Origin of the sequence: Actinoplanes sp. NPDC051343, from assembly GCF_044455125.1 — a bacterium.
Classification (GTDB): Bacteria; Actinomycetota; Actinomycetes; order Mycobacteriales; family Micromonosporaceae; genus Actinoplanes.
Genome location: NZ_JBITEL010000013.1, coordinates 122,333 through 148,935, shown reverse-complemented (window position 1 = coordinate 148,935; position 26,603 = coordinate 122,333). Strand labels below are relative to the sequence as shown.

At 70.4% G+C, this 26,603-nt stretch carries 21 protein-coding genes and 1 tRNA gene; 7 read left to right on the top strand and 15 right to left on the bottom strand.

Annotated features, from left to right (window positions below; all coding sequences use genetic code 11):
• The first annotated feature begins 60 nt into the window (after nt 1–60).
• Genes ACIA5C_RS36120 through ACIA5C_RS36110 form a run of 3 tightly spaced genes read left to right on the top strand, consistent with a single transcriptional unit; the run spans nt 61 to nt 2,796 of the window.
• Nucleotides 61–1,077: a lamin tail domain-containing protein gene (locus ACIA5C_RS36120; protein ID WP_396063172.1), complete on the top strand. Its 1,017-nt coding sequence runs from the start codon at nt 61–63 to the stop codon at nt 1,075–1,077.
• A 32-nt stretch (nt 1,078–1,109) separates the two neighbouring features.
• Entirely contained in the window at nt 1,110–1,604 is a 495-nt protein-coding gene (locus ACIA5C_RS36115) for a DUF4231 domain-containing protein (RefSeq protein ID WP_396063170.1), read from the top strand.
• Between the two features lies 1 nt (nt 1,605).
• The gene (locus ACIA5C_RS36110) at nt 1,606–2,796 is read left to right on the top strand and encodes an ROK family protein (protein ID WP_396063168.1); all 1,191 of its coding nucleotides are present in this window, start codon (nt 1,606–1,608) and stop codon (nt 2,794–2,796) included.
• A 13-nt stretch (nt 2,797–2,809) separates the two neighbouring features.
• Here the strand turns inward: ACIA5C_RS36110 and ACIA5C_RS36105 are convergent, their stop codons facing one another.
• From ACIA5C_RS36105 to ACIA5C_RS36080, 6 genes are read right to left on the bottom strand one after another with little or no spacing between them, the layout of a single operon-like run.
• Nucleotides 2,810–3,778 (bottom strand): phosphotransferase, encoded by a 969-nt coding sequence (locus tag ACIA5C_RS36105; protein WP_396063166.1) that lies wholly within the window; start codon nt 3,776–3,778, stop codon nt 2,810–2,812.
• Nucleotides 3,741–4,796, bottom strand: a complete 1,056-nt coding sequence (locus ACIA5C_RS36100) for an ABC transporter substrate-binding protein (protein ID WP_396063164.1) — start codon at nt 4,794–4,796, stop codon at nt 3,741–3,743. The genes ACIA5C_RS36105 and ACIA5C_RS36100 overlap by 38 nt, the downstream gene beginning before the upstream one ends.
• Complete coding sequence (locus tag ACIA5C_RS36095; protein WP_396063162.1) at nt 4,793–5,863, bottom strand: ABC transporter permease; 1,071 nt, start codon at nt 5,861–5,863, stop codon at nt 4,793–4,795. Before ACIA5C_RS36095 ends, ACIA5C_RS36100 begins: the two co-directional genes overlap by 4 nt.
• Complete coding sequence (locus ACIA5C_RS36090; RefSeq protein WP_396063160.1) at nt 5,860–6,627, bottom strand: ATP-binding cassette domain-containing protein; 768 nt, start codon at nt 6,625–6,627, stop codon at nt 5,860–5,862. Before ACIA5C_RS36090 ends, ACIA5C_RS36095 begins: the two co-directional genes overlap by 4 nt.
• A gap of 13 nt (nt 6,628–6,640) precedes the next feature.
• Nucleotides 6,641–7,669: a class I mannose-6-phosphate isomerase gene (locus tag ACIA5C_RS36085; RefSeq protein WP_396063158.1), complete on the bottom strand. Its 1,029-nt coding sequence runs from the start codon at nt 7,667–7,669 to the stop codon at nt 6,641–6,643.
• Complete coding sequence (locus tag ACIA5C_RS36080; RefSeq protein WP_396063156.1) at nt 7,654–8,670, bottom strand: LacI family DNA-binding transcriptional regulator; 1,017 nt, start codon at nt 8,668–8,670, stop codon at nt 7,654–7,656. The genes ACIA5C_RS36085 and ACIA5C_RS36080 overlap by 16 nt, the downstream gene beginning before the upstream one ends.
• Nucleotides 8,671–9,251: 581 nt before the next feature.
• On the opposite strand from ACIA5C_RS36080, the gene ACIA5C_RS36075 reads away from it, so the two are divergent.
• Together ACIA5C_RS36075 and ACIA5C_RS36070 are read left to right on the top strand one after the other, a co-directional pair.
• Nucleotides 9,252–9,328, top strand: a tRNA-Met gene (locus tag ACIA5C_RS36075).
• An 804-nt stretch (nt 9,329–10,132) separates the two neighbouring features.
• On the top strand, nt 10,133–10,369 hold the full coding sequence (locus ACIA5C_RS36070) for a hypothetical protein (RefSeq protein WP_396063510.1): 237 nt from the start codon (nt 10,133–10,135) through the stop codon (nt 10,367–10,369).
• Between the two features lie 294 nt (nt 10,370–10,663).
• Here the strand turns inward: ACIA5C_RS36070 and ACIA5C_RS36065 are convergent, their stop codons facing one another.
• Genes ACIA5C_RS36065 through ACIA5C_RS36050 form a run of 4 tightly spaced genes read right to left on the bottom strand, consistent with a single transcriptional unit; the run spans nt 10,664 to nt 20,546 of the window.
• Nucleotides 10,664–11,449 (bottom strand): methyltransferase domain-containing protein, encoded by a 786-nt coding sequence (locus tag ACIA5C_RS36065; RefSeq protein WP_396063154.1) that lies wholly within the window; start codon nt 11,447–11,449, stop codon nt 10,664–10,666.
• Nucleotides 11,449–12,243: an SAM-dependent methyltransferase gene (locus ACIA5C_RS36060; protein ID WP_396063152.1), complete on the bottom strand. Its 795-nt coding sequence runs from the start codon at nt 12,241–12,243 to the stop codon at nt 11,449–11,451. The genes ACIA5C_RS36065 and ACIA5C_RS36060 overlap by 1 nt, the downstream gene beginning before the upstream one ends.
• A 59-nt stretch (nt 12,244–12,302) precedes the next feature.
• The gene (locus ACIA5C_RS36055) at nt 12,303–12,719 is read right to left on the bottom strand and encodes a hypothetical protein (protein ID WP_396063150.1); all 417 of its coding nucleotides are present in this window, start codon (nt 12,717–12,719) and stop codon (nt 12,303–12,305) included.
• Nucleotides 12,720–12,728: 9 nt separating this feature from the next.
• Nucleotides 12,729–20,546, bottom strand: a complete 7,818-nt coding sequence (locus ACIA5C_RS36050; RefSeq protein WP_396063148.1) for a polymorphic toxin-type HINT domain-containing protein — start codon at nt 20,544–20,546, stop codon at nt 12,729–12,731.
• Between the two features lie 152 nt (nt 20,547–20,698).
• Here ACIA5C_RS36050 and ACIA5C_RS36045 point away from each other — a divergent pair, with 152 nt between their 5' ends.
• Nucleotides 20,699–21,142 (top strand): helix-turn-helix domain-containing protein, encoded by a 444-nt coding sequence (locus ACIA5C_RS36045; RefSeq protein ID WP_396063146.1) that lies wholly within the window; start codon nt 20,699–20,701, stop codon nt 21,140–21,142.
• Here the strand turns inward: ACIA5C_RS36045 and ACIA5C_RS36040 are convergent.
• The 4 genes from ACIA5C_RS36040 to ACIA5C_RS36025 form a co-directional block, all read right to left on the bottom strand.
• Complete coding sequence (locus ACIA5C_RS36040) at nt 21,129–22,205, bottom strand: Dyp-type peroxidase (protein WP_396063144.1); 1,077 nt, start codon at nt 22,203–22,205, stop codon at nt 21,129–21,131. The two genes, ACIA5C_RS36045 and ACIA5C_RS36040, sit on opposite strands and share 14 nt — an antisense overlap.
• 38 nt (nt 22,206–22,243) lie before the next feature.
• Entirely contained in the window at nt 22,244–22,657 is a 414-nt protein-coding gene (locus tag ACIA5C_RS36035) for an RlpA-like double-psi beta-barrel domain-containing protein (protein WP_396063142.1), read from the bottom strand.
• Nucleotides 22,654–23,301: a vancomycin high temperature exclusion protein gene (locus ACIA5C_RS36030; protein ID WP_396063140.1), complete on the bottom strand. Its 648-nt coding sequence runs from the start codon at nt 23,299–23,301 to the stop codon at nt 22,654–22,656. The genes ACIA5C_RS36035 and ACIA5C_RS36030 overlap by 4 nt, the downstream gene beginning before the upstream one ends.
• A gap of 99 nt (nt 23,302–23,400) precedes the next feature.
• Nucleotides 23,401–23,943, bottom strand: a complete 543-nt coding sequence (locus ACIA5C_RS36025) for a GNAT family N-acetyltransferase (protein ID WP_396063138.1) — start codon at nt 23,941–23,943, stop codon at nt 23,401–23,403.
• A gap of 347 nt (nt 23,944–24,290) precedes the next feature.
• On the opposite strand from ACIA5C_RS36025, the gene ACIA5C_RS36020 reads away from it, so the two are divergent.
• A complete protein-coding gene (locus tag ACIA5C_RS36020; RefSeq protein WP_396063136.1) occupies nt 24,291–25,712 on the top strand; it encodes a diguanylate cyclase domain-containing protein in 1,422 nt (473 codons plus the stop codon).
• Here the strand turns inward: ACIA5C_RS36020 and ACIA5C_RS36015 are convergent.
• Complete coding sequence (locus ACIA5C_RS36015) at nt 25,709–26,539, bottom strand: SAM-dependent methyltransferase (RefSeq protein ID WP_396063134.1); 831 nt, start codon at nt 26,537–26,539, stop codon at nt 25,709–25,711. The two genes, ACIA5C_RS36020 and ACIA5C_RS36015, sit on opposite strands and share 4 nt — an antisense overlap.
• Between the last annotated feature and the right edge of the window lie 64 nt (nt 26,540–26,603).

Below are 26,603 nucleotides of genomic sequence, written 5' to 3'. Positions count from 1 at the left end.
CTTCCAAAACCGACCTACCAGCTATCACTACGGACAGTTAGCAATACCTATGCTGCCGGAATGATTAAGAAGCTGGTAGTTACGGCTGTTTCGGCCGGGGCTGCGGCGGCGCTGGTGATCGCCGGGCCGTCCTATGCCGCTACTACTCCCACGCTTGCCGGGCCCGGTGTGCGGGTGGGTTACGGGTCGGTTGAGTTGAGCGGCACCGCGGGGCCCGGCGCGACCGTGGAGTTGTATGAGACCGCGATCGTGTTCGACGACCTGGAGCCGGCCGACGACTGGGCCAACGGGGGCGGGCCGGTCACCGCCACCGCCGACAGCAGCGGGCACTGGCGGCTGCAGCGGATTCTCGACTCCGGCTTCTACTTTCAGGTGGTCGCAAACGGCGTACGGTCCAACAAGCTGACCGTCCGCATCCAGCAGGACCCGGCCCTGACCTTGAGCTCGAGCAGCGCCAACACCGTCGACGCGCGCGTGGAGGCCTCGCCCGGCCAGCCGACGCTGACCGCCCAGCTGCAGGTGAACCTGTCCGGCAGCACGTGGACGACGATCGCGAACGGCGAGACCGGCGACGGCGGCGTTTTCACGGCCACCGCCCGCAACGTTCCGGGAGGCACGCACGCCTTCCGGGCCTATGTGGGAGCCGACCCGTCGAACGGGGTGCTCGCCGGCTACTCGGCCGGCCGCAACCTGACCGTTCTGGGCGCCCCGGCCACCCGGCTGCCGGCCCCGAGCGGCGGCGTCGAGTTCACCAAGGTCCAGTACCGGGCGAAGAGCCTGAACGGCGAGTGGGTGGTCGTCACCAACCGCAGCGACGCGACCGTCGACCTCCGGGGCTGGACCATCCGCGACGCCGCCGGGCACGTCTACACCTTCTCGTCGACCTTCCGGCTCAACCGGGCCGGGTCGGCCTACGTGCACACCGGCAAGGGCACCAACAGCGTCGCCCACCGCTACTGGGGCCGCACCGGCTACATCTGGAACGACGGCGGTGACACAGCCGTCCTTCGGAACAGCCGGGGAGCGACCGTCGACGCCTGCAAGTGGGGTGCCGGAAGCGGTGCAGCCACCTGCTGACTCGGTGCCCACGCAACCGGCACACTGTTTCGATGAAGTTGCGTGGTGCCGGGGGCCGCGGTCCCGACCCGGCCGAGCTCGATCGACGGATGACCGAAGCCGACATGGAGGACCGCGCCCTGGTGCACGCGGCCGCGCAGATCGCGTACTACCTGAGCCGGATGCGCCGCAACCGCTACCGCTACACCTTGCTGGAGGGCGGATCGCTGCTGCTGGGAAGCGCGGCGACCGTCCTCGCCGCACTGTCCGCACCGGCCTGGGTGACCGCCGTCGTGGCCGCGACGGTCACCTTCCTCGCCGGCATGCGGCGGGTCTTCAACTGGCACGCCGACTGGCTCGCCAACTCGGAGGCGTGGTCGCGTTCGTCGGCCCTGCTCACGCAGTATCGGCTGCTGCCGCCGGAGGAGCGCACGCCGGAACGTCAGCGCGAGCTGGTACGCGACATCGACGAGCTCGTCGTCGAGGAGACCCGTGGCTGGGGGAAGCGGCGCCGCGAGCTGCTCAGCCACGAGTCCTCGAGGGATTGACGTGCACCGCGTCCGCACGAGCCCGGGTACGCTGCTCCGGCTCGTACACCTGCAGGGCCCGCTGTCGCGCGCGGCGCTCGCCGCGCGGATGGGGGTCAACCGCAGCACGATTCTGGCCCTGACCGCCGAGCTGACCCAGGCCGGCCTGGTGACCGAGGAGCACCCGACCGGAAGCACCGGTGCGGGCCGGCCGTCGCTGGTGGTGCGGCCGCTGACCGACCGCGCTTTCGTGCTGGCGTTCGACGTGGCGGTGGACCGTCTGGTCGCGGCCCGGGTCGGGCTCGGTGGTCGCGTCCTCGATCGGCGCCAGGCGCCGCGGCCGCGGGCCGGGGCCGATCTGGAGACCGTGGTCGACGTGCTGGCCGGGTTCGGGCGCGAGCTGGCCGCGGCCGCCCCGGGCAGCGCGACCTGTGTCGGGGCCGGCGCTTCCTATTGCGGCCTGATCCGTCCCGGCGACGGCACCGTCCGGTACGGACCCGAGATCGGCTGGGTCGATCAGGCGTTCGGCGCCGAGCTGGAGCGGGCGCTCGGCCTGGGCCGTCCGGTCGCGGTCGGCAACGAGGCCCACCTGGGTGCGCGGGCCGAGTTCGAGCGGGGCGCGGGCATCGGGTCGCCGAACCTGATCTATCTGCACGGCGATGTCGGGGTGGGCGGCGGCATCCTGGTCGGCGGCGAGTTGCTGGGCGGCGACGGCGGCTACGGCTGCGAAGTCGGGCACATGTTGGTCAACCCGTACGCCGGAAGGCCGTGCCTCTGCGGCTCGCGCGGTTGTCTCGAGGCCGAGACCGGCGAGCGTGCCCTGCTCGAGGCGGCCGGTCGCGGCGCGCAGGCCGGCTGGGAGGCCGTACGCGAGGTGCTGGTCGACGCCGCCGCCGGCCGGCCCATGGCCCGGAAGGCGCTGGCGGAGATCGGCGACTGGCTGGGAATCGGCGTGGCCAGCCTGATCAACCTGTTCAACCCCGGCGTGGTGATCTTCGGGGGCACGCTGCGCGAGGTGTACGCCGCGGCGGCCGGCCCGATCGCCGACCGGATCGCCCGGCACGTGCTGCCGGTTTCCCGGGAGCGCACCCGGCTGCGGGTGGCCGCCCTGGCCGCCGACACGACCCTGCTCGGCGCGGCCGAACTGGCCTTCGCCGACCTGCTCAGCGATCCGTTGCGGGTCGCCGGTCGAACGACTCCGGTGCCGCGGTAGGCGTGCCGGCCGCCTACTCCAGCGCCTCGTCGAACTCGTCCCGATGGCCGGTCCACCAGCGGCGCAACGCGGCCGACCGGGGCAGGATGTGGTCGCAGCCCGGGTCGCCGCGGTCATAGTGCAGCCGCAGAATCCACGTCTCGGTCACCAGGTCCCACCAGCGCCGGTGTGCGGCATCGCGAAGGGCGCCGTCCCCGATCGGGAAGCGCCCCCGGTAACCCGCCGCGAAGGCCGCGATGCGGCCCAGGTCACCCACATCGAACATCAGGGTCGCGGTCCGCACGACCTCCAGACCGTACGCGCGGACGCCGAGCCGGTCCCAGTCGAGCACCCCACTGACCTCGTCGCCCTCGAACAGCAGGTTGAGGTCGTTGAGGTCGCCGTGCGTCCACCCGACCGGCCGCAGATCCGGCTCGTCGGCCGGCCGCGGGTGGCCGACCTCGTCGAGCAGCCGCAGCCGTTCGCCGATGTCGGCCGCCGCGGCCCGGTCGAAGTCGTCGCGCCCGGCCGACGCGGCCCGGCCGAACCGCTCGAGTTCGGCCCCTGCGTCGTGGACGGTCCGCGGTTCGTCGGTCACCACCGGCGGCTCCGGAAGGATCGCGGCGAGTCCGCGGTGGATCCGGCCGACCAGGTCCCCGAGGGCCCGGCACGCGTCCGGGGACAGTGAGCTTCCGGTTCGGTGGATGCCGGGCATCCACGGGGCGACCAGGTAGAAGTGGCCGCCGACCTGGTCCCCGATCACCTCGGGAACCGGCAGCCCCTGGGCGGCCAGCAGCGGCAGCACCGACTGCTGCCGACGACCGGCCGGGGGGTCCGCGTCGCGCAACTGCTTGATCGCGTACACCCCGCTGGTCGTCGACAGCTGCCAGTTCGGGTTCATCAGGCCCTCGGTGATCCGCCGTACGCCGATCACCGAGCCCAGTCCGAAGTGGCCGGCGACCCGCTCAGCAGGAGGACTTGTAGAGCGCGTCCTTCTGGTCACCGTTCATATTCTGCGCGGTCACGATCGAGAAGCCGGTCTGCACCGTCTTGGTGATCTGGCCGCCGTCGAGTGCCGCCACGGCCTCGCCCAGGCCGACCGTGCCGATGTAGCCCGGCTGCTGCGCGATGATCGCCTGCACGGTTCCGTTCTGCAGGGCCTTGACCTGGTCCGGGCCGGCGTCGAAGCCGACCACGTTGACCTTGCCCTTCTTGCCCGCCTGCTGGATGCCGGTGGCCGAGCCCTGGGCCGAGAAGATGTTGGCCGCGAAGACCCCGACGATGTCCGGGTCCTTCTGCAGGGCGGCGGTCACCAGCTGGGCCGCGGTCGCCGGGTCGTTGTGCGAGTACTGCACGCCGACGTACTTGTATTTGCTGTCCGCCCCGGCCGCGTCGGCGAAGCCTTTGACCCGGGCGTCGGTCGTCGAGACGCCGGGGTCGACCGAGATCGCGAGCACCTTGCCGCCCTGCGGGGCCAGCTGCTTGATCGCGTCGAAGGCCGCCTTGCCGCCGCCCACGTTGTCCGATGCGATCGCCGACACCGCGTACGACGGGTCCTGGGTCGTGGTGTCGACCAGCACGATCTTCGTACCGGCCGCGGCAGCCGCGGCCAGCGGCGCCTGCATCGCCTTGACGTCCGTCGGCGCGATCAGGATCGCGTCGGGTTTGGCGTTGACCGCCGAATCGAAGATCGGCTTCTGCAGGGCCGGGTCGAACTTCTGCGGTCCCTGGGTGTTGACCGTGACGCCGAGCTTCTGCGCCTCGGCCGCGATCCCGCACTGCATGGTGATGTAGAACGGGTCGCCCTCGACGCCCTGGATGAAGGTGACCTTGTAGTTCTTCTTCGCCTTGTCGGGCAGCGGAACGGTCGCGGTGGACGAGGCGGAGGGCTGGCCGCTGACCACGACCTGACCGCCACCGCCCGCGTTCGAGTCGGTGGGTTTGGTCGAGGAGCATCCGGTCGCGACGACCGCGACCGCGGTGCCGAGCGAAACGATGCCGAGAAGGTTGCGCCGGTTCATACCTGGTTACTTCCTTCCATCTGCCGAGGGGACTCCCGGGGTGTTTCCTTGGGGCGGGAAGATCTGCGGGCGCCGCGCTGGGCCGCGGCGCGCCGGGACTGGTCGACGTAGACGGCGGCGATCAGCACCGCGCCGACCGCCACGCCCTGCCAGAACGGGTCGACGCCGATGATCACGAAGCCGGACTGCAGGACGGCCGGGATGAAGAGGCCGACGATCGTGCCGAACATCGAGCCGTAGCCGCCGAAGATCGAGGTGCCGCCGATGACGACCGCGGCGATGACGTTGAGGTTGGTGAGTGACTGGCCGCCGATCGTCGTGGTGCCGAACTGGGCCAGGTACATGACCGCGCCGACCCCGCCGAGGATGCCGGTCAGCAGGTAGATGAACATGAGATGCCGGTCGACCCGGATGCCGACCCGGCGGGCCGCCTCCTGGTTGCTGCCGATGGCGTACGTGTGACGGCCGAACCGGGTGCGGTGCAGCGCGATCCCGCCGACGACCACGATGACCAGGGCCAGCAGCGGTAGCGCGGGCAGGCCGAGCAATCTCGTGTAGATGCCGAAGTCGGTAAGCGAGGTCGCGTCGACGCTGATGTTGACGCCCTTGCTCAGCACGTACGCGAGTCCGAGCGCGGCCGACAGCGTGCCGAGCGTGACGATCAGGGCGGGAATCTTGGCGTACGCGATCAGGAAGCCGTTGAGCCAGCCCCAGACCGCGCCGGCCACCATCGCCGAGACGATCCCGACGATCACCACCCCGGCGCCGCCGCCGCCCATGGCCGCCATCAGCTTGGCCGAGATGACCGAGGCGAAGACCAGCACCGAGCCGATCGACAGGTCGATGCCCGAGGTGATGATCACGAAGGTCATGCCGACGCCGAGCACCGCCAGCACGGCCAGGTTCTGGCTGATCAGGGAGAAGTTGTCGCCGGACAGGAAGCGGTTGCCGCCGGCGATCGCGAAGAAGGCGACGATCACCACCAGGACGGCGAGGATCCACACCGCCTGGGTCTCTCCGAGGCGCCGCCAGACGGACGGCGACTCGTCCACGAAATCCGTGCTCATGCTGCACTCTCCGACTTGAAGTCGAGCGCCCCGGTCATCGCCCCGACCAGCTGTTCCACGTTGGTCTCGCCGCTCCGGTAGGTCGCGACCCGCTTGCCGAGCCGCATCACCTGGATGCGGTCGGCGATCTGGAGCACCTCGGGCATCGAGTGCGAGATGAACACCACCGCGATGCCACGGTCACGCACCCGCTTGATCGAATCGAGGACGTTGCGGGTCTGCACCACGCCCAGCGCGGCGGTCGGCTCGTCGAGGAAGACCACTTTGCTGGCCCAGGCGATCGCCCGCGCGATCGCGATCTGCTGCCGCTGCCCGCCGGACATCGAACCGACCGGTGCGTTCAACGCCCGGACCGTACCGCCGAGATCGGCCAGACCGTCCCGGGTCTGGTCCCGCATGGCCTTGTTGTCCATGAAGCCGAGGCGGCCGAGCAGGCCGCGAGCCGGGATCTCCCGGCCGAGGAACATGTTCTGCGCCGGATTGAGATGAGGTGCCAGGGCGAGATCCTGGTGAACCACCTCGATGCCGAGCCGGCTCGCCGCGGCAGGCGAATCGAGCACCACCTGCTTGCCCTCGAACTCGATCGTGCCCGCGTCGAGGACCAGGTTTCCGGAGAGCGCCTTGACCAGCGTGGACTTCCCGGCACCGTTGTCGCCGATCAGGGCGACGACCTCACCGGAATCGATATCGAAGTCGGCGCCGCCGAGCGCCATCACATGACCGAATGACCGGTACAGGCCCTCGGCTCTGAGAACTGCTGCCATTCTGTCTCCACTTCTACGAGATTTCGGGCCAGTCGTCGCTGGGGCGGCACAGGGCTACGCGTACGGAACCTCGGAGGGACCAATCCCCCAGGCCGTCCGGAATCGCATAGACCTCGCCGCGCCGAAGCGTTTGCTCTTCCTGGCTCTGCCAGCACAGAACGCCGGTTCCGGAAAGGACGATCGCGACGGCGAAGCCGTGCGGCACGGCGACCGGCACGGCGCCGGCCGGTGCCGCGAGATCGAAGCGGAAGTACGCGCCGGACGCCGCGGGAAGCGCCCTTTGCAGGTGGCTGCTCGTGGCCGCCGGATCGACGTGGTGCTTCAGAGCCGCCAACTCCTCGGGACCGGTCGCACGATGGTTGACCCCGCGCAGCACGGTGTCGAAGCCCAGCCCGAGGTGCGACTCCTCCCGGCCGGCGGTGGTGACCGACCACTCGAGCAGGATCGAGAAATCGGTCGGCTCCTGCACCTCGACCAGGAAGACGCCGGCCCCGGTGGCGTGCGCCTCGCCGGCCGGCACCAGAATGCCGTCGCCCGGGCGCACCGACATCTTGTTCATGTGGTCGAGCAGCCAGGCCGAATCCTGGGCGTCGACGCGTTTCCGCAGTTCATCCGGGTCGACGTCGGCACGGAAACCGACCCAGACCGACGGGTCGTCGCCCTGCGTCTCGAGGATGTGCCAGGCCTCGGTCTTGCCGTAGCAGGAGTGCAGGTGTTCGCGGGCGAACGGCCGGGTGGGGTGGACGTGAACCGGGAGCCGCTGACCGGCGTCGAGCAGTTTGACCAGCAGGCCGACATCGCTCTGGCGGTCCGATGCCCCAGTCCAGCCCGCGGGGTCCGCCGCGACCAGGTCGGCGAAGAGCGTCCCGTCGGCCAGCCGGCTCGGCCCGTCGCCGGGCCTCCCGGCCACATGGACGGTCGCCGCGAGCCACTCCTCGGGACTGTGCGCGGACGGCGCCGCCACGGAACGGAAGGCGGCAATCCGCTCCCCGCCCCGATAGAAGTGGTCGATGATGTTCGGCGGCATCAGGACTGGACGCATGGCAACTCTCCGGATCCACGTAGCACAAGTTCGGTCGGCAGAAGAATGTCGGCCTTGTCCAGTGGTGCTCCTCGGATGCGGGTGAGCAGGCGGTCGACGGCGGCCGCCGCGATCCGGGCCGGGTCGTGATCGACCACGGTCACCCCCGGCTGCAGCGTGTCGGAAAGTTCGAAGTCGCCGAAGCTGATCAGGGCGACGTCGGTGCGGCCGGCTCGGTGGAGCGCCCGGACGGCACCCAGGCTGGTGCGGGCGTTGGACGAGAAGATCGCGGTCGGGCGGTCGGGCCGGGCGAGGAGCTCGGCGACCGTCGCCTCGCTGTTCTTCAGCGTCGACCGCACCAACTCCGGCACTCCGGCGACTTTCATGGCATCGGAGTAGCCGGCACGCCGGTTCAGCGTCGTCGGAAGCTCGGAGTAGTCGCCGAGAAAGGCGATTCGGCGATGCCCGTACGCCAGCAGGTGCTCGATCGCCGCTTTCGTGTCGGCACGGTCGTTGACACCGACGGTGTCGAGGCCCGAGTCGGGCCATCCGCGGTCGACGAGCACTACCGGGATGTCGCCGAGGGCGCCCTTCAGGTAGTCGTGGTCGCCCGCGGTCGGCGCGAGGAGCAGGCCGCGCACGTTCTCCCGGCTCATGCGGAGTACCTGCTCGCGCTCCCGCAGCGGGTCCCGCCAGGTCGACGCGACCTGGGTGCTGAAGCCGGCCGCCATCGCGTCGACCTCGACGACCGAGACGAGCGAGGCGAAGAACGGGTCGGCGATCGAGTCGACGATCACCCCGATGGTGGTGGAGTTGCCGGTGACCAGGGAGCGGGCGGCGGCGTTCACGACGTAGCCAAGATCCTGGATCGCGTCGGCGACCAGGCGGCGGGTCTTGGCGGAGACGAGCGGCGACTGATTGACGACCCGGGACACGGTTTTGATCGAGACCCCGGCGACCCGGGCCACGTCGTACACGGTCGGCCGGCTGGTGCCGGCGGCGCCTTCGGGTACGTCGTTCATCTCGTGCTCTTCTCGTAAAGAGCTGGAAACAACACCGTTCCCGGGGAGTTTGCGCTCGGACTGACAGCGCTGTCAACGATCAGTCCATCTCGATCTTGAATTAGCCTTCGCCCTGCTCGCCGTCTGTTGACAACGTTGTCGTTTTCGCGCCGTTCCGGCCCTTCGCCGCCTTCCTCCAGACGCCGGCGCGACACGGCCCGACGCGGCACGGGCCGCCGACCGGCATCCGGGGGTGGTCGTCGGTGCCGGGGGTGGTCGTCGGTGCCGGGGGTCGCCCGCCCGGTCCACGCGTCCTTCACCGGCGTCGAACGACCGACATCCAGCCCGTGGAGCCTGCGCCCTGGTTCGACACCGCGGCCGTCGGTGGCCTACCCCCGTCGACGCCGTGCGGGAACGAAGGTCGCCGCCCGTTGCATCGCGTGGTCGACGGACAGCGGGTCGAGACCCTTGACGCCTTCACCCACGCCGGAGGCAGCGAGACTCCCCGGAACCGGCCCCGGCCTGCGGCGGAGGCCTCCGCTTCCGACTCACCCTCCCCGGCGCGACCCCCGACAACCGGCAAGGTAAGCTTCAGAAGCCGACGCGGGGTGGAGCAGCTCGGTAGCTCGCTGGGCTCATAACCCAGAGGTCGCAGGTTCAAATCCTGTCCCCGCTACCACAGAAGTGCAGGTCAAAGGCCGTTCATCCGGGTGGGTGAGCGGCCTTTGCGTACTCCGTGGTCGCATGGTGGTCGCAGACGAAAAGTCAGCAACCGGTGACCCAGGCCATGCCATGGATAGCTGCCGATTTTGCCCTGATCGGGCTCGCCGATGTGCTGAGGCGTCGGTCACGGGCGTTCGCCTGGGTTCGCCCGAACTGGGTCACCACCTAGGTGCACGCCTGGACGGCCATCGGAGGCGACGAGCGCCCGTGGTGTCATCTTCGTGCTTCAAGTAACGAGAACAGTTACTTGGCACACAGCCTTGACACTGCAGGCGTCGCCATCTGTTTCACGATCGGGTATGGCTCTGGCTCAGTAGCGACATCGGCATGCATTGGCCCCAGGCCGGCAGGTGTTTCCGACGCGCCGCCACCTCGATTACCTCGGCCGGGAAGCGGAACCCTCGACGCCGCAGCCGCAAGTCGCTGAACGGCGACGTTCGCGGCAATTAGGCACGCCGCCGTTCTGCAGTGCGTGACCGTTCCTGACGGACACCTTCGCTGGCCGGGGAATCAGCCCGCACTCAGTTGAATAGGGGGCTTCCAGCACTCGGCAGAATCCGATTCAGATCCTGCGCGAGCGGACCTTCCGGGGCTGCAGGCCCGCTGCTATACATATAGACAAGTTTCGTAGTGCCGATGTTCGCGGGGGCTCCGGCGTGACTGGCGTTCGCGGCAGACTAAGGAGGATACAGTGGCAATCCGTATCAGCAGGGCAGCTCGAAAGACAGCGGTCGGCGGCGCTTTGATCATCGCATCGGTAATGATTCCCTGGGCGCCTGCCGCCCAAGCTGCATCAGGGCTGCCCGCCTGCGTCACCTTGTCCAAGAACTCGGGTGCCACGATACTCACCGTTACCAATTCTTGCTCGACCACAGTTCGCGTTAAGGTCGTTATATCGGCTACCACCGCGACTTCCTGCACGTCCTACATCCCCGGACAAGTGCGAGTAATCAACGTTCCGGGTGGCGCACCAAGCGCTCGGCTGGAAGCCTGCTGAAGACTGAGTTTGCGAAAACTCGCATCGCCTCAAGGCCGCGCCGGCCCAGCTTTTCTTCGCCCGGCGACAGCGTGGCCGCCGGTTCCCTTCGCGGTGAGGTCTCACTGCGGATGTTCAGGGCTCGACCGTGCCAGTCGTCGATTGTGGTTGGGGTGTGGTGCAGATAATGCCGGCGGTGAGGGTCGCGGGGCCGACGCGGCGGTGGCGGATGGCGCGTCGGTCACCGCGGCCGTCGTGGGGCTCGGCCTTGTGGCTGGCATGCCGCAGCCGTCCGTGGCCGGAGACGGGTGCTCGTCATTTCTTGCGGCCCCAGGCGGTGACCATGGCTGAGGTGGCGAACTGGCCCGGGTCGGTCGCGATGTAGCGCAAGTGGGCGTCGATCTCGTCGGCGGTGGCGAGGTTGTCGGTGATGAGGTCGTTGCGGATCAGGCGGATGGTTGCGGCCTCCAGGGCCGCGCAGTCGGGGGAAGACAGCGGGAAGTAGGCCTCCGCCTGGACGTCGGTCAGCCCGGCCTCGTTCAGTCGCCGCGGGATGGTGCGGCCGTACGCCACGTCGGCGCCGCGGTGGGTGAGCAAAGTGCGAAAGCCCTGCCGCAGCCGGTTCGCCCGCCGGTGTTCCGGGGTTTGTTCGTCGGGGCAGCTCAGTGGCTGCAGGCCCGGGTCGACGTCCTCCAGGACGAGCCAGCCGCCGGGGCGCAGCGCCGCGATCATCGTCGACAGCGCCTGGTCGCGGCCGGGTACGTGGGTCAGCACGGCGCGGGCGTGCACCAGGTCGAAGCCCGCGCCGGGCGCCGGATCGGCGGCGACGTCGTGGTGCCGCACCTGGAAGCCGTCGCCGGACAGCCAGCGGACGTCGATGTCGGTTGCCAGCACCTCGCCGTCCGGGCCGACTTGTTGGGCCAGCCACGACGGGATGCTCGATCCGCCGGCGCCGACCTCCCAGCAGCGCCAGCCCGCCGTGATGCCGAGAGACTCGATGCGGCGGAAGGTGCCGGAGTTGAACATTCGAGCGAGCAGATCGAACCGCTCGCCGGCCTCCGGCTGCTGGTTGTCGAGCAGGTAGTCCGAAGTGGACCGCATCAGGGCTTCCGGCCGACACCGCAGTAGACGACCAGGGGTTCGGGGGTGGTGCCCGCGGCGGGGCGCCAGGTGGGCGTGGAGACGACGCCCGGTGGAACGAGTTCGAGGCCGTTGAAGAAGCTGTTCATCTGGTCGATAGTGCGCAGGTGGTAGTCGGCGCCGCTGGTCCGTGCGGTGCGAACGGCCTCGGCGGTCTCGGCGGTCGCGACGCTGTCGTTGATGACCAGGTAGCTGCCGGACGGTACGGCGGCGAGGAACTCGGCGACGATCTCGGCCGGGCCGGGGACGTCGTCGTCGGCGACGTTGCCGAGGATGCCCAGCATCATGAGGGCGACCGGGCGGGTGAAGTCGAGCGTTTGCGCCGCGCCCCGCAGGATCGCGGCGGGGTCGTGCACGTCGGCATCGATGTAGTCGGTGACGCCGGCGCCGGTCAGCAGCGCGCGGGCGTGGACCAGGACGAGCGGGTCGTTGTCGACGTAGACGACCTTGGCGTCGGCAGCGACCGACTGGGCCACCTCGTGGGTGTTGTCGGCCGTGGGCAGGCCGGTGCCGACGTCGAGGAACTGCCGGATGCCGGCCTCCTCGGTGAGGAACCGCACGACCCGGCCGAGGAAGGCGCGGGAGGCGCGAGCCACCTCCACCACTTCGGGATAGACCGCTTTCACCTGGTCACCGACCGCGCGGTCGGCCGCGAAGTTGTCCTTCCCGCCGAGCCAGTAGTTCCAGATGCGGGCGCTGTGCGGTTCCTCGACCCGGAGCCGGGCCTGCAGGTCAGGGTCGAAGCTGCCGGTCATCGCTCGTCTGCCTTCCTCGTCAGGTCAACGGGAGCATAGTGTCCACAATGGGCGTGGCCCTAGTCACCGTCGATTTCCAGCAGACGGGGGCGGAACTCGGGACGGCCGCACGTCAGCACGCGGGTGAGCTGGCGGCGGACCTCGGGCAGGTCGGCGTCGCCGTCCTGCAGGTGCAGCTCCCACTCCGGCTCGGGCAGGCGCAGGGCAGCCACCGTGCGGTCGTCGAACAGGACCCGGAGTACGTCGCCGCGGAACTCGGCCTCGAGCACACCGCCGAAGCTGGTGCGGCCGTCCGCGTCGGTCACGCAGTATGTCTCGCCCTGCGGCCAGTTGCTCTGCTCCGGATAGTCGTTGACCCGCAGGTCGCACTGGAAGACGAAGTCTCGCCCCTCCGCCCCGTGCGACTCTCCGAAGCCGACGAGCAGCAACGGATCCATGTCTTCGATACCGACCGCTCGCGCGACCATGGTGTTCATCGACTCACCTCAACTAGCCGCTCCACGCCACCAGAACTGCTGAACGCCGTCTTCCATCCAGGTGTAGACCCAGTTGGCCCCGGTATTCTCCGCGGCGTCCTGCATCGCGACCTGGCACCAGCTGCACGGCGGCAGCTCACCTTCCAGCAGGACGGTGTCGCCGGGCTCGACCAGGTTACGCCCGAGGATCGGGTCGTCACCGGTGACCCAGTACGGGTACGGGGAGCCGGCCTCGCGGGTCGCCCGGGCCTCGGTGTGCGACGCCTGCGAGCCCTTCCATTTGCCCTGCGCCTGCTCTTCCGGCAGCTGGCGTCCGGCGTAGTAGGTCTGGTCCTGCCCCGGCCGGATGTTGCCGTTCGAATCGAAACGGGTGTGGTCGGCGATGTGTTTCGGACGTGGGCAGGCCTTGCTGTCGTCGTCGTTGTCGTTGTGGACCAGGACCGTCGAGGAGCCGGCCAGCACGAAGTAGGTGTGCATGTCGGCGACGGTCAGGTTGTAGACGCGGGCGTTCTGCTCGAGCGAGTGCGTGCCGGCGACCCGGACCAGCCGGCCGTCCGAGGTTTTGAGCCAGTCCCCCCGGCGCAGGTCGGCCGCGTCGACCCAATGGCCACCCGGGTGCTGGGCCGTCTGCGGGTTGGCGACCCAGAAGGGGTGGCCGTCGGTGGCGGTGATGACGGCGGTCGAACCGTGCGCACCGGCCACGGTGATTTCGACGAGTTGCTTGTCGCCGCTGCCGACGATCGTCGCGGTGACCTTCTCGGGGCGGCTCCGCCCGCTGGTCCCGTCTCCGGCCAGCACCTTGTCGCCGACGCGGATCTGCTCGATCGGCTTGGCGCTGCCGTCGGCCATCCGCACCTGCGTGCCCGGGATGAAGCTGTTCGACTCGCAACCGGGGTCGTCACTGCTCGGCGCCGGTGGCCGGGTACCCATCGGGTCGACCAGGCCGGTCGGCTGGTTGAAGGTATAGGCGTACGCGTTGGGGTCGCCCGAGGACAGCCCGATCGGATCCCGGCTGACGAACCGCCCCGCGCCCGTCGAGTAGTAACGGGACCGGTAGTAGTAGAGGCCGTCGCCGTCGTCCTCGCGTCCGGTGAACCGGGTGGCGTTGCCGGCGTCGTCGCCGGTCACCGTGGTCCCGCCGAACGGGTCGTAGGAGTACTCGGCGCCGATCCCGTTGTTGTCGGCCAGCGCGACCGTGCTGCCGAGGCGATCGCTCAGCAGCGACTGGGTGCCGCCCGCGGTCGAGCGGCTGAACTGCTCGTCCAGGCCGCCGGTGAGCATCGTTGCGACGACCGAGCCGCCGCTCTTCTCCTGCACGGTGTTGAGGCCGTCGTAGAGGTAGTCGGTGGTCGTGCCGGCCTCGGTCCGGCTGGCCCGCCGGCCCACGCCGTCGTAGCCGTAGGTCACCGACAGGCCGGGTGCCGTACGCCCGGTGAGCTGACCACGGACGTTCCACGAGTACGTGTCGGTGCCGTCCGAGGTCAGGTTGCCGTCGTCGTCGTAGGTGTTGCTCGCCGTTCCGGCGGTGGTCAGCTGGTCGGCCGCGTCGTACTGGGCCGGGCCGTACGCCTCGGGCAGGTCGACGCGCGCATAGCTGCCGTCGACGTGGACGACCCGGCCGTTGGCGTCCGGTGTGTAGGCGATCGCACCGAGGTCGGTGCCGCCCTGGCGGTAGGTCAGGCTCGTCACGTTGCCCACCGCGTCGTACCCGTAGGTCTGACTGACCCCGGCCGGCAGCGTCAGGCTGCCCCGGCGACCGGCGTTGTCGTATCCGATCGACGTGGTCTGGCTGCCGCGCGTGACCGAGGTGAGCTGGTCGGCGTCGTTGTAGCCGTAGACGGTGTCCGGCTGCCCGGCGATCGTCATGCTCGTGCGCCGGTCGGCGTCGTCGTACGCGTACCCGATATCTCCGTCCGGACCGGAGACCGACACCACCCGGTCGAATCCGTCCGGGGTGAACGTGGTCGTGCCGTCGGAGGAGTCGGCCACCGTACGACGGCGGTTGCCGGCGTCGTAGGTGTAGGTCAGCTGACTCTGCTGCACCTGGGCCGCCGTGTCGTAGCGGGCCGTCTTCAACCGGTCGAGCTCGTCGTAGTCGTAGTGCACGACCTCGCCGGCCGGGCTGGTGACGGTGGCCCGGTTGCCGTTGCCGTCGTAGGTGTAGGACGTGAGGCGCTGCAGCGGATCGGTGATGCTCTGCAGCCGGTCCGAGGTGTCCCACTCGTAGGTCGTGGTGTGCTGTCGCCCGTCGACGGTCTGGTGCAGGTTGCCGTCGGCGTCGTAGCGGAACGCCGTGGTGCGGCCGATCGGGTCGACGACCGAGGTGACGTGACCGGCGTCGTCGTACGCCTGGGTGGCGAACGCGCCCGTCGCGTCGGTCGCGCGCAGCGTGCGGCCGGCGGCGTCCTCGAACGTACGGCTGGAATTGCCCGCCGCATCGGTGACCGTGACCAGGTCGCCCAGGGCGTACGTGAGGATCTGCGGTTTGTTGTCGTTGTTGGTGATCTTGATGGCCTGACCGGCCTCGTTCGTGTCGACCGTGGCCACGCGGTTCATCGGATCGGTGACCGTATGCAGGGCACCGTCGGCCTGGTAGCCGTAGACGGTGCTGTGGTCCAGTCCGTCGGTGATCTTGCTGACCTGCGCGAACGGCCCGTCGCGGGCAATGTGGACGGTGCGCTCGTCGGCGGTGCCGGCCAGCTGGGTCTCCGAGGTGACCTGGCCGTAGGCGTCGTAGCCGAGTTCGGTGCGCCGGCCGAGCGCGTCCACGTAGGCGGTCGGGAGATTGCCGGTCGGGTTCCGGGTGATCGACGTGGTCTGGGCCAGATCGGTGCCGTAGGCCGAGGTTTCGCCGGTCGCGTAGCCGGCCGCGTTGAACGTCACCCGGCGGACGTGGCCCCGCGGGTCGGTGACCCGGGTCTCGGTGACGTTTCCGGACGTGTCGGTGACGTAGGCGAACTGGTAGACCGCGTTCCCGGGCAGGGTCTGCTGCCGGATGCGGCCGTTGCCGTCGTAGTCGTTGGTCAGGTAGACGGTCCCGCGCGGGTCCTGGATGGTCTTGAGCCGCCCGGCATCGTACGTATAGGTGGTGACGCCGTGATCGGCGTCGGTGACCGTGTGCAGGTGCCCGTCGCTGTCGTAGGTGTAGCCGACCGAGCGGCCGAGCACATCCTCGGCCTTGGTGACCCGGTTCTGACTGTCGTAGCCGAGCTTGATCCACTTGCCGTTGGGCGAGGTGATCTGCGTGATCGGCCCGTTGGCCCGGGTGACACCGTCGGTCCACGGCCCGGCCGGGGCCCGGGTGATGGTGACGGTGTTGCCGAACTTGTCGCGGATCGCCTGCAGCGGCGACTCGTCGCCGAACACGTACGTCGTGCCGTCGGCGGTCCGCAGATCCCAGCCGTCGTGGTTCCAGATCAGGGTGGCGCCGGCGAACTCGGTCGGCGTCGGGTCGGCCGCGAAGGCGGCGTTGATGTAACCGGTGGACGGGTTGCCGCCGGGGCTGGTGCGGTGGAACCGGATGCGGCCACCGTCCGGCAGCACGAGCCAGCACTCGTAGAAGCGGTTCTCCGAGTAGAGGTCGAGGCCGTAGTTGAAGTTGGCGCCGAGGCCGAACGCTCGCTTACCGGTGTCCGACGGCTGGTAGGTGCGGGTCAGCGACACCGGCATCACGTCGTCGACGCTCAGGTCGGTGGTCGTGTCGACCAGCAGGCCGGTGCTCAGATCGACCGGGTCGCCGCCGGTGTTGGGCGGGCCCGCCGGTGGCGCGGCGGTCGGCGGTGGGTCCGCTCCGGGCGTGATGAGCATGGCCCCGGTGAACTGGTAGACCTCGGTGCCCTTGTCGGGCTCGACGCTACGGCCGTTCGGGGTGACGTGGCCCTTGCCGTAGACGTACCAGCCTTTGCCGGCCGGGTCGTAATGCCAGAAGTCCATCGACGCGCCGGGCTTGGCGTGGGTGAAGTTCGGGTAGATCACGCGGGCGCCGGCCGGGAAGAGGTACGCGCTGCCCGGTTGCACGGTGAAGTAGCTCGGCACCTGCGACGGCGGCAGCGGGAACGGCGGCCGGTCCACCGGGATCGCGGTGATGCCGAGCTGGGTCACCACCTTGCCGTTGACGTCGCGGACCACCGTGCCCGCCGGCAATTTGACCTCGAGGCCGGGCACGGCCGGCGTCTTGACGGTCACTTCGGACCGGGTCGGCGACGGGAAGCTGACCACGTGCGCGGTGTCGAGTTTGGACAGCCAGATCGTGTACGGCAGGACGGTGGTCTGCCCGGCGGCGAGGTCGACCCCGATGTCGTGCAGACCGAACGTGCGCGTCGGGGTGTTCGCGGTGGAGCCGTCGACCCGCAGGACCCGGTGCCCGGGCCGCAGGTCCTTCACCAGGAACAGCCCGTGTGCGTCGGTCAGCTCGCGCTCGCCGTCGACGATGACGGTGACGTTGGGCAACGGCTGGTCGTCCAGCGTACGGACGCGGCCGCTGAGCGCGGTGACACCGGACAGCGCATGCAACGGACCGGGTACCGGTTTCGGCGTTCCGCGTCCGGTCGTCCAACCGGCACCGGACAGGTTGGCCGCGCTCGGCACCCAGCTCTCGCCGGGTTTCCCGTTGCCCGGTAGCGCGGCCGGCCGGGCAGCCGGCGTCCGGGCGGCATCCGGTAGTGCCTTCGCGGCCGGCCGGGTGTCCGGATGGGCCCGGCGCGGCACCGCCGCGGCCGGCACCGGCCGAGGACCGGCCGATCGTTCGGCCGGTGGGGCGGCCAGTGGGGCGGCCAGTGGGGCGGCCAGCGAGGTGCGGGTCTTCAGCGTGGCGACCGCTGTCCCGGTGGCCGAGTTCGGGCCGATCAGGATCTCGTACGTGCCGGTGGTCGGCAGCGACGGAATGTTGACCGTTGCGGTGCCCGGCAGGTAGGCCAGCTCGGTGCCGTCCGGCCGGCGCACCCAGACGTACGGGTAGTAGGGCATCGTCACCGACGTGAACGCGACCGACAGCAGCTTGCCGGCCGTGCCCGCGTACGTGAACCAGGTGGCCTGCCCGAGCCGGCTCGCGGTGACCGTCTTGCCGGTGTTGAGGGCCAGCGCTCCCCCGCTGATCTGGGCCGAGACGGTCACGCTGACCGAACCGGCGGCGTGGTCGGAGGCCATCACCGACAACCGGTACGTGCCGGCCGTCAACTGATAGGTGTCGAGGCTGGCGAGCTTGGGGATGGCCTCACCGAAAATCACCGTGCCGGTCGGCCCGGCCAGCCGGACGTAGATCGTCGACGCGGCGAACGTCCAGCTGCCGAACCCGAACGAGAGCCGTTGGTTGGCGGTCACCGCGATCGTGGTGTCGACGTAGCGGCCGGCCGTCGCGGTGAGCGCCTTGGCCGCGCCACCGACCGCGGTCGTGCCGGCATCGACGGCCTGGACCAGGGCGAATCCGAGCGAGCCCCCGGTCGAGGCGTGCGGCTGCACCTCGAGCCGGTAGGTGCCGGCCACGGTCAGCGGATCGATGGCCAGCCACAGGTCGTCCAGCCAGCCGGAGTAGACCGTGGACCCGTCCGGCCGGGTCACGTTCACCCAGATCACGTACGTGTAGCCGTAGTTGCTGATGTACATGCTGAGGCGCTGGGCGACCGCACCGGTGAAGGTCATCCGGGTCGGCTGGCCCAGACGCGGCGAGGAGATCGTCTTGTTGGTGCCGACGGTCAGTGCGCCGCCCTCGATCGTCGGCGACGCGGTGACCGTGAGGCCGCCCGAGCCGCCCTCCGCCCGCAGCACGAGGCGGTAGGTGCCGGTGGTCGCGGTGGGGAACGTGAAGGCGCTCGTCGAGTCGATGTAGACGTCGTCGAGGAATTCCCCGTCCGGGCCGGTGACCGTCATCATGGCGTCGGCCGACGCGGGAATCGTCCAGTTGCTCATCGCGGTCGTGACTTCCTGGCCGGCCGTACTCGCCACGGTCAGCGTCACGGCCCGCCCGGCCGACAGGGTGACCGCGGTGCCCGCGCCGGTGAGGCTGAGCGTGCCCCCGCTCTGCGGCTGGACCACCGTGACGGTATAGCTGCCGGTCTCCGAGCCGCTGGTCAGCAGCAACGAGTAGGTGCCCGTGGCGGGCAGCGTAGGCAGGTCGGTCCAGCTGCCCGGCGTGCCGATCTGGGCCAGCGTGCTGCCGTCGGGCGCGAAGATGGTGACCGTCGGGTAGTGCAGCATCGTCACGTCGGCGAGGTCGAGCCCGAGGTTCTGCCCGGCGGTGCCGGCGAGGGTGAGCAGCGTGTCCTGGCCCCGCCGGGCGACCGAGACGGTCTTGGCCGTGCCGATGGCCAGGGCCCCGCCGGCCGCGGCGGCCGACGCGGTGACGGTCAGCGACCCGGTTCCCTGCTCATAGCTGCGCAGCAGCACCGTGTAGCGGCCCGCGCCGATGGTGGTGAAGTCGGTATCGCCGTAGGGCAGATCCTCCAGCTGCCGGGAGTATTCGTAACCGTTGGTCCAGACCACCGGCGTACCCGCCGGATCCTGGACCTCGGCCACCACCGTGCCGGTCAGGCTGCCGGTGAAGCCGAGCCCGATGTGCTGACCGGCCTGGGCGTCGACGGTGAGCTCGGCCTGCTGGCCCGGCCGGCTGAAGGTGAGCGCGGTGTTGGCGCCGCCCAGCGCCAGCGTGCCGACGAGCTTGCTGGACAGCGTCGCGACGACCGTGCCGGTCGCGGTCGAGGAGGTCGGCTTCAGCACGATCTGGTACGTGCCGGTGGTCGGCAGCGCGGGCATGGCCAGGCCGCCGTCGAAGGTGGACACCTGCCAGGGCTGGTCGTACTCGTCGCGGGCGAAGGTCGCCCCGTACGGCGTGTAGGCGTAGACGGCGATGTCACCGGCCGTCGAACCGGTCAGGCCCAGGCTGAGCTTCTGACCCTTGACCCCGGCGAAGCGCAGGACCGCCACCTTGCCCGCGGTCGCGAAACTGGCCGTGGTGGCCGTGCCGTCCGCGGTCAGGAGCCCGTTGGAGCCGATGTCGCCGGCCGCGAACGGCTGTGTCACGGCGACGAAGTCGGACGCGGCGGTGGCCGTGCCGGCGGCGGTCCGCACGCTGATCCGCCCCGAAACGGCGGCGTCCGGCACGGTGACGGTGAGGGTGGCGGCGGTCGCCGCGGTGACCCGGGCCCGGGTGCGGCCGAACGACACGTTGTTCTCGGCCGGGGTGGCCGAGAAGCCCGTGCCGGTCACGGTCACCGTGGTGCCGGCGGCGCCGTTGGCCGGGCTGAAGCCGCTGATCGCCGGTGCGGGCAGGGACGGGGTCACCGTGAACGTCTGCGCGCTGGTCGCGGTGGCCGAGCCGGTCGTGACGGCGACTGTCCCGCTGGTCGCACCGGACGGCACCGTGACCACCAGCCGGGCGGCCGACGCCGACGTGACGGTCGCCGTCGTCCCGTTGAAGCGGACCGTGTTACCGCCGGTCGTGGTAGCGAAGCCGGTGCCGCTGACGGTCACCGTGGCGCCGGCGGGTGCCCGGCTCGGGGCGATCGCGGTCACGGTCAGCGCACCCGCCGCCGAGCGCTCGACCGAGGTCAGGTTGCCGGAGTCGTCGTAGGCGTAGCGAGCGCCCTCGCCGTCGGCCGAGTGGCTGACGCCGCGCAGTTGACCGGCCGCGTCGTACGCGTAGTCGGCCGGTCGCGGGGTCGTCGCCGCGACCACCGTCGGACGCGCCGGGCCCTCGGCTCGCGGCCGGGCCGGCGCCTTCGCCGCCACCGGCGCAGGCGCCGCGGCGGCCGGGTCCCGCTGGGACGAATAGGTGAGCTGGCCCGCGAGTACGACCCCGACCGCGAGCAGGACCGCCGAACGACGCACGAACATAGCCGGCCTCCTCAGAGCGCTGAGCCGCTCCAGTGTGGAGGCCCGGCCTCACCCGCCGCGATGGCTCCGACACACATCGGGACGAGGGCGGGACAGATCGCAATCGATGGCTCTAAGCTGCTGCCAATGCCTTGGAACACGGGGGAGGCACGATGGACGACACTGCCCAGCGCGGGGAATTCGCGGCCCGGCTTCGTGATCTGCGCGCGCGATCCGGTCTGACGCTACGAGAGCTGCAGGCCGTCACCTTCGCCAGCGACTCGGCACTGTCCCGCTATCTGACCGGCCGGGCGGTGCCGCCGTGGACCGTGGTGGCAACGCTCTGCGAGCAGGTCGGCGTCGACGCCGGCGAGCTGCGGCCGTCCTGGCAACGAGCCCGCGCCGGACGGCGCACCCGGGTCGCGCCGCCGCCGCTGGCCGAGTTGAGCGCGGTCGAGGCACACCTGATCAGCATCTCGGACGAGGTCATGGTGGCGATCGAGGAGACGCGGGCCCGCGGCGACCAGGTGCCCAGGCACCTGCTGGCGGTGCAGCGCTCGGGTGCCGACGCGGTGGTGCGGCTGCGGGCGGCCCGGAGGCTGATCAGCCCTTCGTGAGCACCGTCGCGTGCAGCGCCGCCACCGATGGCGGCACGAAGTAGTAGCCACCACCGAACGGCAGCACGTACCGCTGCAACGTCTCACCGTCGAGGCGGCGCTGCACGGTCGCGAAACCCGCCTCGATGTCGCGCTGGAAACAGATGAAGATCAACCCCTGGTCGGCCCCCGCGCCGTACGAGTAACCGCGCCGCAGAATGCGGTGCTCCCGGCTGTCGGCAGTGCGGGGGTTGGCCCGGCGTATGTGCGCGTCCAGCGGCGTGACCTGCCCGTCCGGGTCGCCGGCGTAGGAGAAGTCGGCGTCCTCGGCCCCACCGGCCAGGGGCGTGCCGTCGGCCCGGTGCCGGCCGATCATCTCCTCCTGCCGGGTCACCGGGTCGCGATTCCACAACCCGACCGCAAACCTGATCAGCCGGACGACCTGGTAGGTGCCCCCGCCCGCCCACACCAACCGCTCCATCAGTGCATCGTCGCCGGGGTCGGGGTTGCCGGCCCCCTCGCGGAACCCGAACAGGTTGCGCGTGCTGGGCCGGCCGGCCGGCGTCACCGTGTTCTCGGCCCGGAAACCGTTGGTGCGCCAGCGGATACGTACCGCCCCGGCGGCCGCGGCGACCAGGTCGTCGGCGACGGTCGTGGCCTCCTCGGCCCGGTCCGCGCACACCTGCAGCAACAGGTCACCGTGACAGCGGCCGGCATCGAGCACGTCGCTGGGAAAGGACGGCATGGCCGCGAGACCCGCGGGACGCAGGCCGGACAGGCCGAACCGCTCGTCGAACAGGGACGCACCCACCGCGAGCGTGACCGTGGCCGCCCCCGCGCCGTGCACGCGCGAGATCCGGTCGGTCAGTGACGCCAGCGGGGCGGCCGGACCAGCCGCGGTCACGTCCAGGGCGACCAGTGCCAGGAACCCGGGTGGTGGCGTCACGATCCCGGGCTGCCGTTCCGGCCGTGCCGGGGCCGGCGGGTGGGCCGGCGGGTGGGCCGGCGGGTGGGCCGGCGCGGCAGTGCAGCCGCCGACGGTCATGCCCGCCGCCGCAGCCGCCAGCATGGTCCGTCGGCGCATGGCGCAACCATAGACGAAGGTCACGCCCTGCGGTCCGGTCAGGCGGGGACGTTCCACTTCTGGCTGGCGGCTCCGGTGCAGGCCCACAGCTGGACCGTGGTGAAGTCCGCGGAGCTGTTCCCGGTGAGGTCGAGGCACTTGCCGGACTGCGGGTTCACCAACTCGCGCGCGGCCGAGTTGATCGGCCCGGTCCGGTTCGCCGGCGGCGTGGTGCCGCCGCCATTGTTGCTGACGAACTGCCAGGTCACGTTCAGCACGCCGGGCGTCGTGGCCGGATCGGTGGAGGCGAACTGGCCGAAGGCCGCCTGGCTGAGGTCGATGTGCGTGGCGTCGCAGGACGGGCACTTGTCCTTGACCGGCACCGTGATCGTCCTGCCGTTGTAGGTCACCTGCACCGAGACGCCGGTGCACAGCGGGTCGTTGTTCGGGTTGGATGTCTGATGTCCGGTCAATGTGGACGGTTTCGGCGAACCGCCAGGCCGGCCGGCGAGGTCACCGCGGGCGGCCGCTTCCGCACCAGGTCCCAGACCGCCTTGCCGGCCGCGAAGAAATCCCGGACGTGCTCGCGGGCCAGCGTCGCCGACGAGCAGCCGTCACAGGCGGCATAGACGCCCTCGGCGTCCACGCCCAGATGCCGGCACAGCGTCACCGCCCGCGCCAGGTGGTACGGCTGGGTGACGATCAGCGCGCGATCGATGCCGTACACCTGATGGGCCCGCGCGCACGAGTCGTACGTATCGAGCCCGTACGGGTCGGCGGTCACCGCCGACCGGTCGACGCCCCGGGCGACCAGGTAGTCGGTCATCGCGGCGGGCTCGTCGCCGGACAGGCCGTGGCCGTCGCCGGACACCAGCACCCGGTGGGCGCGGCCGTCGCGGACCAGCGCGGCCGCGGTCTGCAGCCGCCCGGCCAGCCGGTCGCCCGGCTGCCCGGACACCACCTGGGTGCCGAGAACGATCACGACGTCGGCCTCCGGCGCGTCGCCGGGTTGGTGCACGTGCCCGTGGGCGGCCACCTCGACGGCCACCCACGGCGCGCTGACCAGCGCGGCCAGCAGCACGATGACCCCAACCACCACGAACCTTCGCCGATGCACGACACCCTGCCTATGTCTGGATCATCGGATGGTATTCGCCGGCGTCCAGGCCGAAGGTCCAGGCGACGCCCGCGGGTCTCCCGCTCGTCGGCCCCGAAATCAAACCCCGCCGACGAGTTCGGCGGCGTCCGGCCAGACCATGCGGAGCTTGTACGGAGCGCCGTTCGTCGCAATGCCCGGCGGCCGGCAGGGGCAACGCTCCGCCGGAGTCGCTCCCCGCCTGCGGTAGAAGGCCTGGGCCGCCGTGTTCTGCTCCAGCACCCACAGATAGACGGCTTCGCGGTCGGTTCCGGCCAGCACGGCCCGGCCGCCCTCGCGGACCAGCGTGGTCCCGAGGCCGGTGCGGTGAAGGTCGGCCCGCACGTGCAGATTGTCGATCAGGCTGCCCCAGCGGGGGTCGTCGTCCAACACGACGTGGATGAAGCCGGCCAGACCCCGGTCGTCCTCGGCGAGCAGGGTTGCGCTGCGGCCGGGACCGGCCAGCCGGGCCACCCAGACCTTCCGCCGGTCGGCCTCGAGATCGCCGTCGAGGAACGAGTCGGCGTAGGCGCCCCGATAGTGCCGGCGCCAGCTGTCGGCGTGCAGAAGCGCGACCGCCTCGGCGTCCTCAGCTCGTGCCGCCCGCACCGCATATGTCGTCATCGGTCCAGCCTTCCGGGCGCCGCTCTGCCTTGTCGCGACAAATCCCAGATGGCGGGGATCAGGGACCGGGAAAACTGTTATCACCAAAGGCGCTTCAGGACCTTCTTAAGGGCTTAGGAGTACGAACGGAAACACGCCTACGCTGCTCGCCGACCGGTTCTCATTCGTCGGAGTAGGAGCAATCCGTGCCCGAATCACCACCCCCGCGCCCGAAGCGGGGCCGCGCGTACGTGTAAAGATCCACCCCGGCCTCCTCGAGCGGTTCGGCATCGTCCGGCCGTTGCGCTTCGGGTGCTTTTCGGTTGCCGGGTGCAGGGACGCGGCTGTCCGTCCGATGGGAACCGACCGTGACGGTAGATGTGGGCCGGAGAAGGTTGCTGCTGAGTGTCTACGTGCTCGTGGCGACCGTCGGCGCGATCGTCGCGGTCCAGCTCCCGCACACGCTGCGCCCGTTCGGATATCTGCTGGTCGGCGCCAGTTCCCTGATCCCGTCGTGGCGAGGGCTGCGTACGGTTCCGGGACGGGACCGGCTGGCGCCGATTCTCGTCTTCGCCGGCCTACTCGCGATCAACATGGGCAGCCTGTTCGAGGCGGTCCAGCTCGCCTTCACCACCAGCGCAAGCCAGGCCAGCGTGCTGTTCATCGTCGGCGGGGCGCTGCTGTTGCTGCTGGCCGCGCTGCGACTGGTGTGGCTGCGAGGCCGCGGAGACATCGGCGGTGTGCTGGACGCCGCGATCATCGGCATCGGCCTGGTCGGTGTCCTCTGGACGCTGCTGCTGCACCCCCTGCTCGTGGCGATCCGGTTTCCGACCGGCCAGCAGGCGGCGGCGCTGTTCATGCTGCTGTCCCTCGCCGGCTCGCTCGGTGCGCTGATCCGGGTCGAGATGATCAGCGACCGGCCGATCGTCGCGCTGCGCGCGTTCATCGGCATCCTCGTGCTGTCGCTGATCGCCAACCTGGGCCAGGCCGTGGCCCACACCACCTCCGTGCTGGCCCGGCCGGCGTGGTCGGATGCGGTCTACCTGATCGCGTACGCGGTGACCGGCGCCGCGGTCGCCGACCCGTCGATCGACATCGCCCTGCGGGCCGGACCACCGGTCCGCGACCGGCTCACCACCGCACGCCTCATCTTCCTCGGCGCCGCCATCGGGATCACGCCGATCGCCGCCGCCGTCGACCAGCTGACCGGCCGCACCGTCGACATGGTCATGCTGGCGGTCGGCACGTCGGTGATCCTGCCGCTGGTCATGGTCCGGATCGGCGCCTTGTCGGCCCAGCGGGAACGGGCCGAGCGGGCGTTTGCGCACCAGGCCGGCCACGACGCGCTGACCGGACTGCCCAACCGGACGCGGCTGCTGGACCGGTTGGAGAGCACGCTGGCCGAGCCCGGCGCCGCCCCGACGGTCCTGTTCTGCGATCTGGACGGCTTCAAGGCCGTCAACGACCGGCTCGGCCACCTAGCCGGCGACGACCTGCTGCAGCAGGTGTCGGCGCGGATGCTGGCCTGTGTCCGCGAGGGCGACCTGCTGGCCCGTTACGGCGGCGACGAGTTCGTCGTCCTCTGCCCCGGCGACGCCGACGGCCTGCCCGGCCGCATCGAGCACGCCTTCGACAAACCGTTCGTCGTGGCTGGCGAGGCGGCCGCGGTCGGCGTCAGCGTCGGCGTGGTGCGGGCAACCCCGGACATGGATGCGGACACCGTCCTGCGCGGCGCCGACGACGCGATGTACGCGACCAAGTTCGCCCGCAGGACCGCGACCCGCTCCTAGGGCTTGCGGCCGACGGCACCCCAGTTGTTGATCTCCTTGGCCGCCCGCGGGGTCGCGTCCGGCCGGGGCCGCCACTCGTGCACCTGCACCACGCCGGGCTCGACCAGTTCGAGGCCGGCGAACAGCTCGCGGAACTCGGCCTCGGTGCGCGGCCAGATGTCGGACTTGCCGGCGTGGAACATCTCCCAGTACTTGCTCGCCACCTCGGGGTCGAGCGTGTCGAAGGTGGCGTGCGAGAGCACCAGATAGCTGCCCGAGGGCAGAGCGTCGAGCAGGGTCCGCACGATCGGCCCGGCCACGTTGTCACCGGCCACGAACGGCAGGACCGACAACAGGACCAGGCCGACCGGCTGCGTGAGGTCGAGGATCTCCCGCAGAGCCGGATCGCCGAGAATCTTCGCCGGTTCGCGCACGTCGGCCTCAAGGTAGGCGGTGCGCCCTTCAGCAGTGCTGGTCAGCAACGCCCGGGCGTGCACCAGCACGAGCGGATCGTTGTCGACATAAACGATGCGCGCCTCGGGCGCGACCCGCTGCGCGACCTCATGCGTGTTGTCCGCGGTGGGCAGCCCCGTGCCGATGTCGACGAACTGCCGAACACCCTGCTCGGCCAGGAACCCCACGGCCCGCTGCAGAAACGCCCGGTTCTCCAGCGCCGCAACCTTGATCGCCGGATTGAGCCGCGCCAGCTCATCTCCCGACTCCCGGTCAGCCTGAAAGTTGTCTTTGCCGCCGAGCAGATAGTTATATCGCCGAGCCGGATGCGCCGTAGTCGTGTCAATCCCCGCTGCACTCCGACGCTCCACGACCGCGACCTCCACTGTAGGCACCACCCCGCAGCGTATCCCCCACCTGCCCAACAGCGACAAACCCACACCCCCGAGGGACGGCCCA

Excerpts from the sequence above, each read along its gene's own strand:
- ACIA5C_RS36120 (WP_396063172.1), top strand. The coding sequence starts at position 61 with ATGATTAAGAAGCTGGTAGTTACGGCTGTTTCGGCCGGGGCTGCGGCG.
- ACIA5C_RS36115 (WP_396063170.1), top strand. The coding sequence starts at position 1,110 with ATGAAGTTGCGTGGTGCCGGGGGCCGCGGTCCCGACCCGGCCGAGCTC.
- ACIA5C_RS36100 (WP_396063164.1), bottom strand. The coding sequence starts at position 4,796 with ATGAACCGGCGCAACCTTCTCGGCATCGTTTCGCTCGGCACCGCGGTC.
- ACIA5C_RS36095 (WP_396063162.1), bottom strand. The coding sequence starts at position 5,863 with ATGAGCACGGATTTCGTGGACGAGTCGCCGTCCGTCTGGCGGCGCCTC.
- ACIA5C_RS36090 (WP_396063160.1), bottom strand. The coding sequence starts at position 6,627 with ATGGCAGCAGTTCTCAGAGCCGAGGGCCTGTACCGGTCATTCGGTCAT.
- ACIA5C_RS36085 (WP_396063158.1), bottom strand. The coding sequence starts at position 7,669 with ATGCGTCCAGTCCTGATGCCGCCGAACATCATCGACCACTTCTATCGG.
- ACIA5C_RS36080 (WP_396063156.1), bottom strand. The coding sequence starts at position 8,670 with ATGAACGACGTACCCGAAGGCGCCGCCGGCACCAGCCGGCCGACCGTG.
- ACIA5C_RS36070 (WP_396063510.1), top strand. The coding sequence starts at position 10,133 with ATGATTCCCTGGGCGCCTGCCGCCCAAGCTGCATCAGGGCTGCCCGCC.
- ACIA5C_RS36065 (WP_396063154.1), bottom strand. The coding sequence starts at position 11,449 with ATGCGGTCCACTTCGGACTACCTGCTCGACAACCAGCAGCCGGAGGCC.
- ACIA5C_RS36060 (WP_396063152.1), bottom strand. The coding sequence starts at position 12,243 with ATGACCGGCAGCTTCGACCCTGACCTGCAGGCCCGGCTCCGGGTCGAG.
- ACIA5C_RS36055 (WP_396063150.1), bottom strand. The coding sequence starts at position 12,719 with ATGAACACCATGGTCGCGCGAGCGGTCGGTATCGAAGACATGGATCCG.
- ACIA5C_RS36050 (WP_396063148.1), bottom strand. The coding sequence starts at position 20,546 with ATGTTCGTGCGTCGTTCGGCGGTCCTGCTCGCGGTCGGGGTCGTACTC.
- ACIA5C_RS36045 (WP_396063146.1), top strand. The coding sequence starts at position 20,699 with ATGGACGACACTGCCCAGCGCGGGGAATTCGCGGCCCGGCTTCGTGAT.
- ACIA5C_RS36040 (WP_396063144.1), bottom strand. The coding sequence starts at position 22,205 with ATGCGCCGACGGACCATGCTGGCGGCTGCGGCGGCGGGCATGACCGTC.
- ACIA5C_RS36025 (WP_396063138.1), bottom strand. The coding sequence starts at position 23,943 with ATGACGACATATGCGGTGCGGGCGGCACGAGCTGAGGACGCCGAGGCG.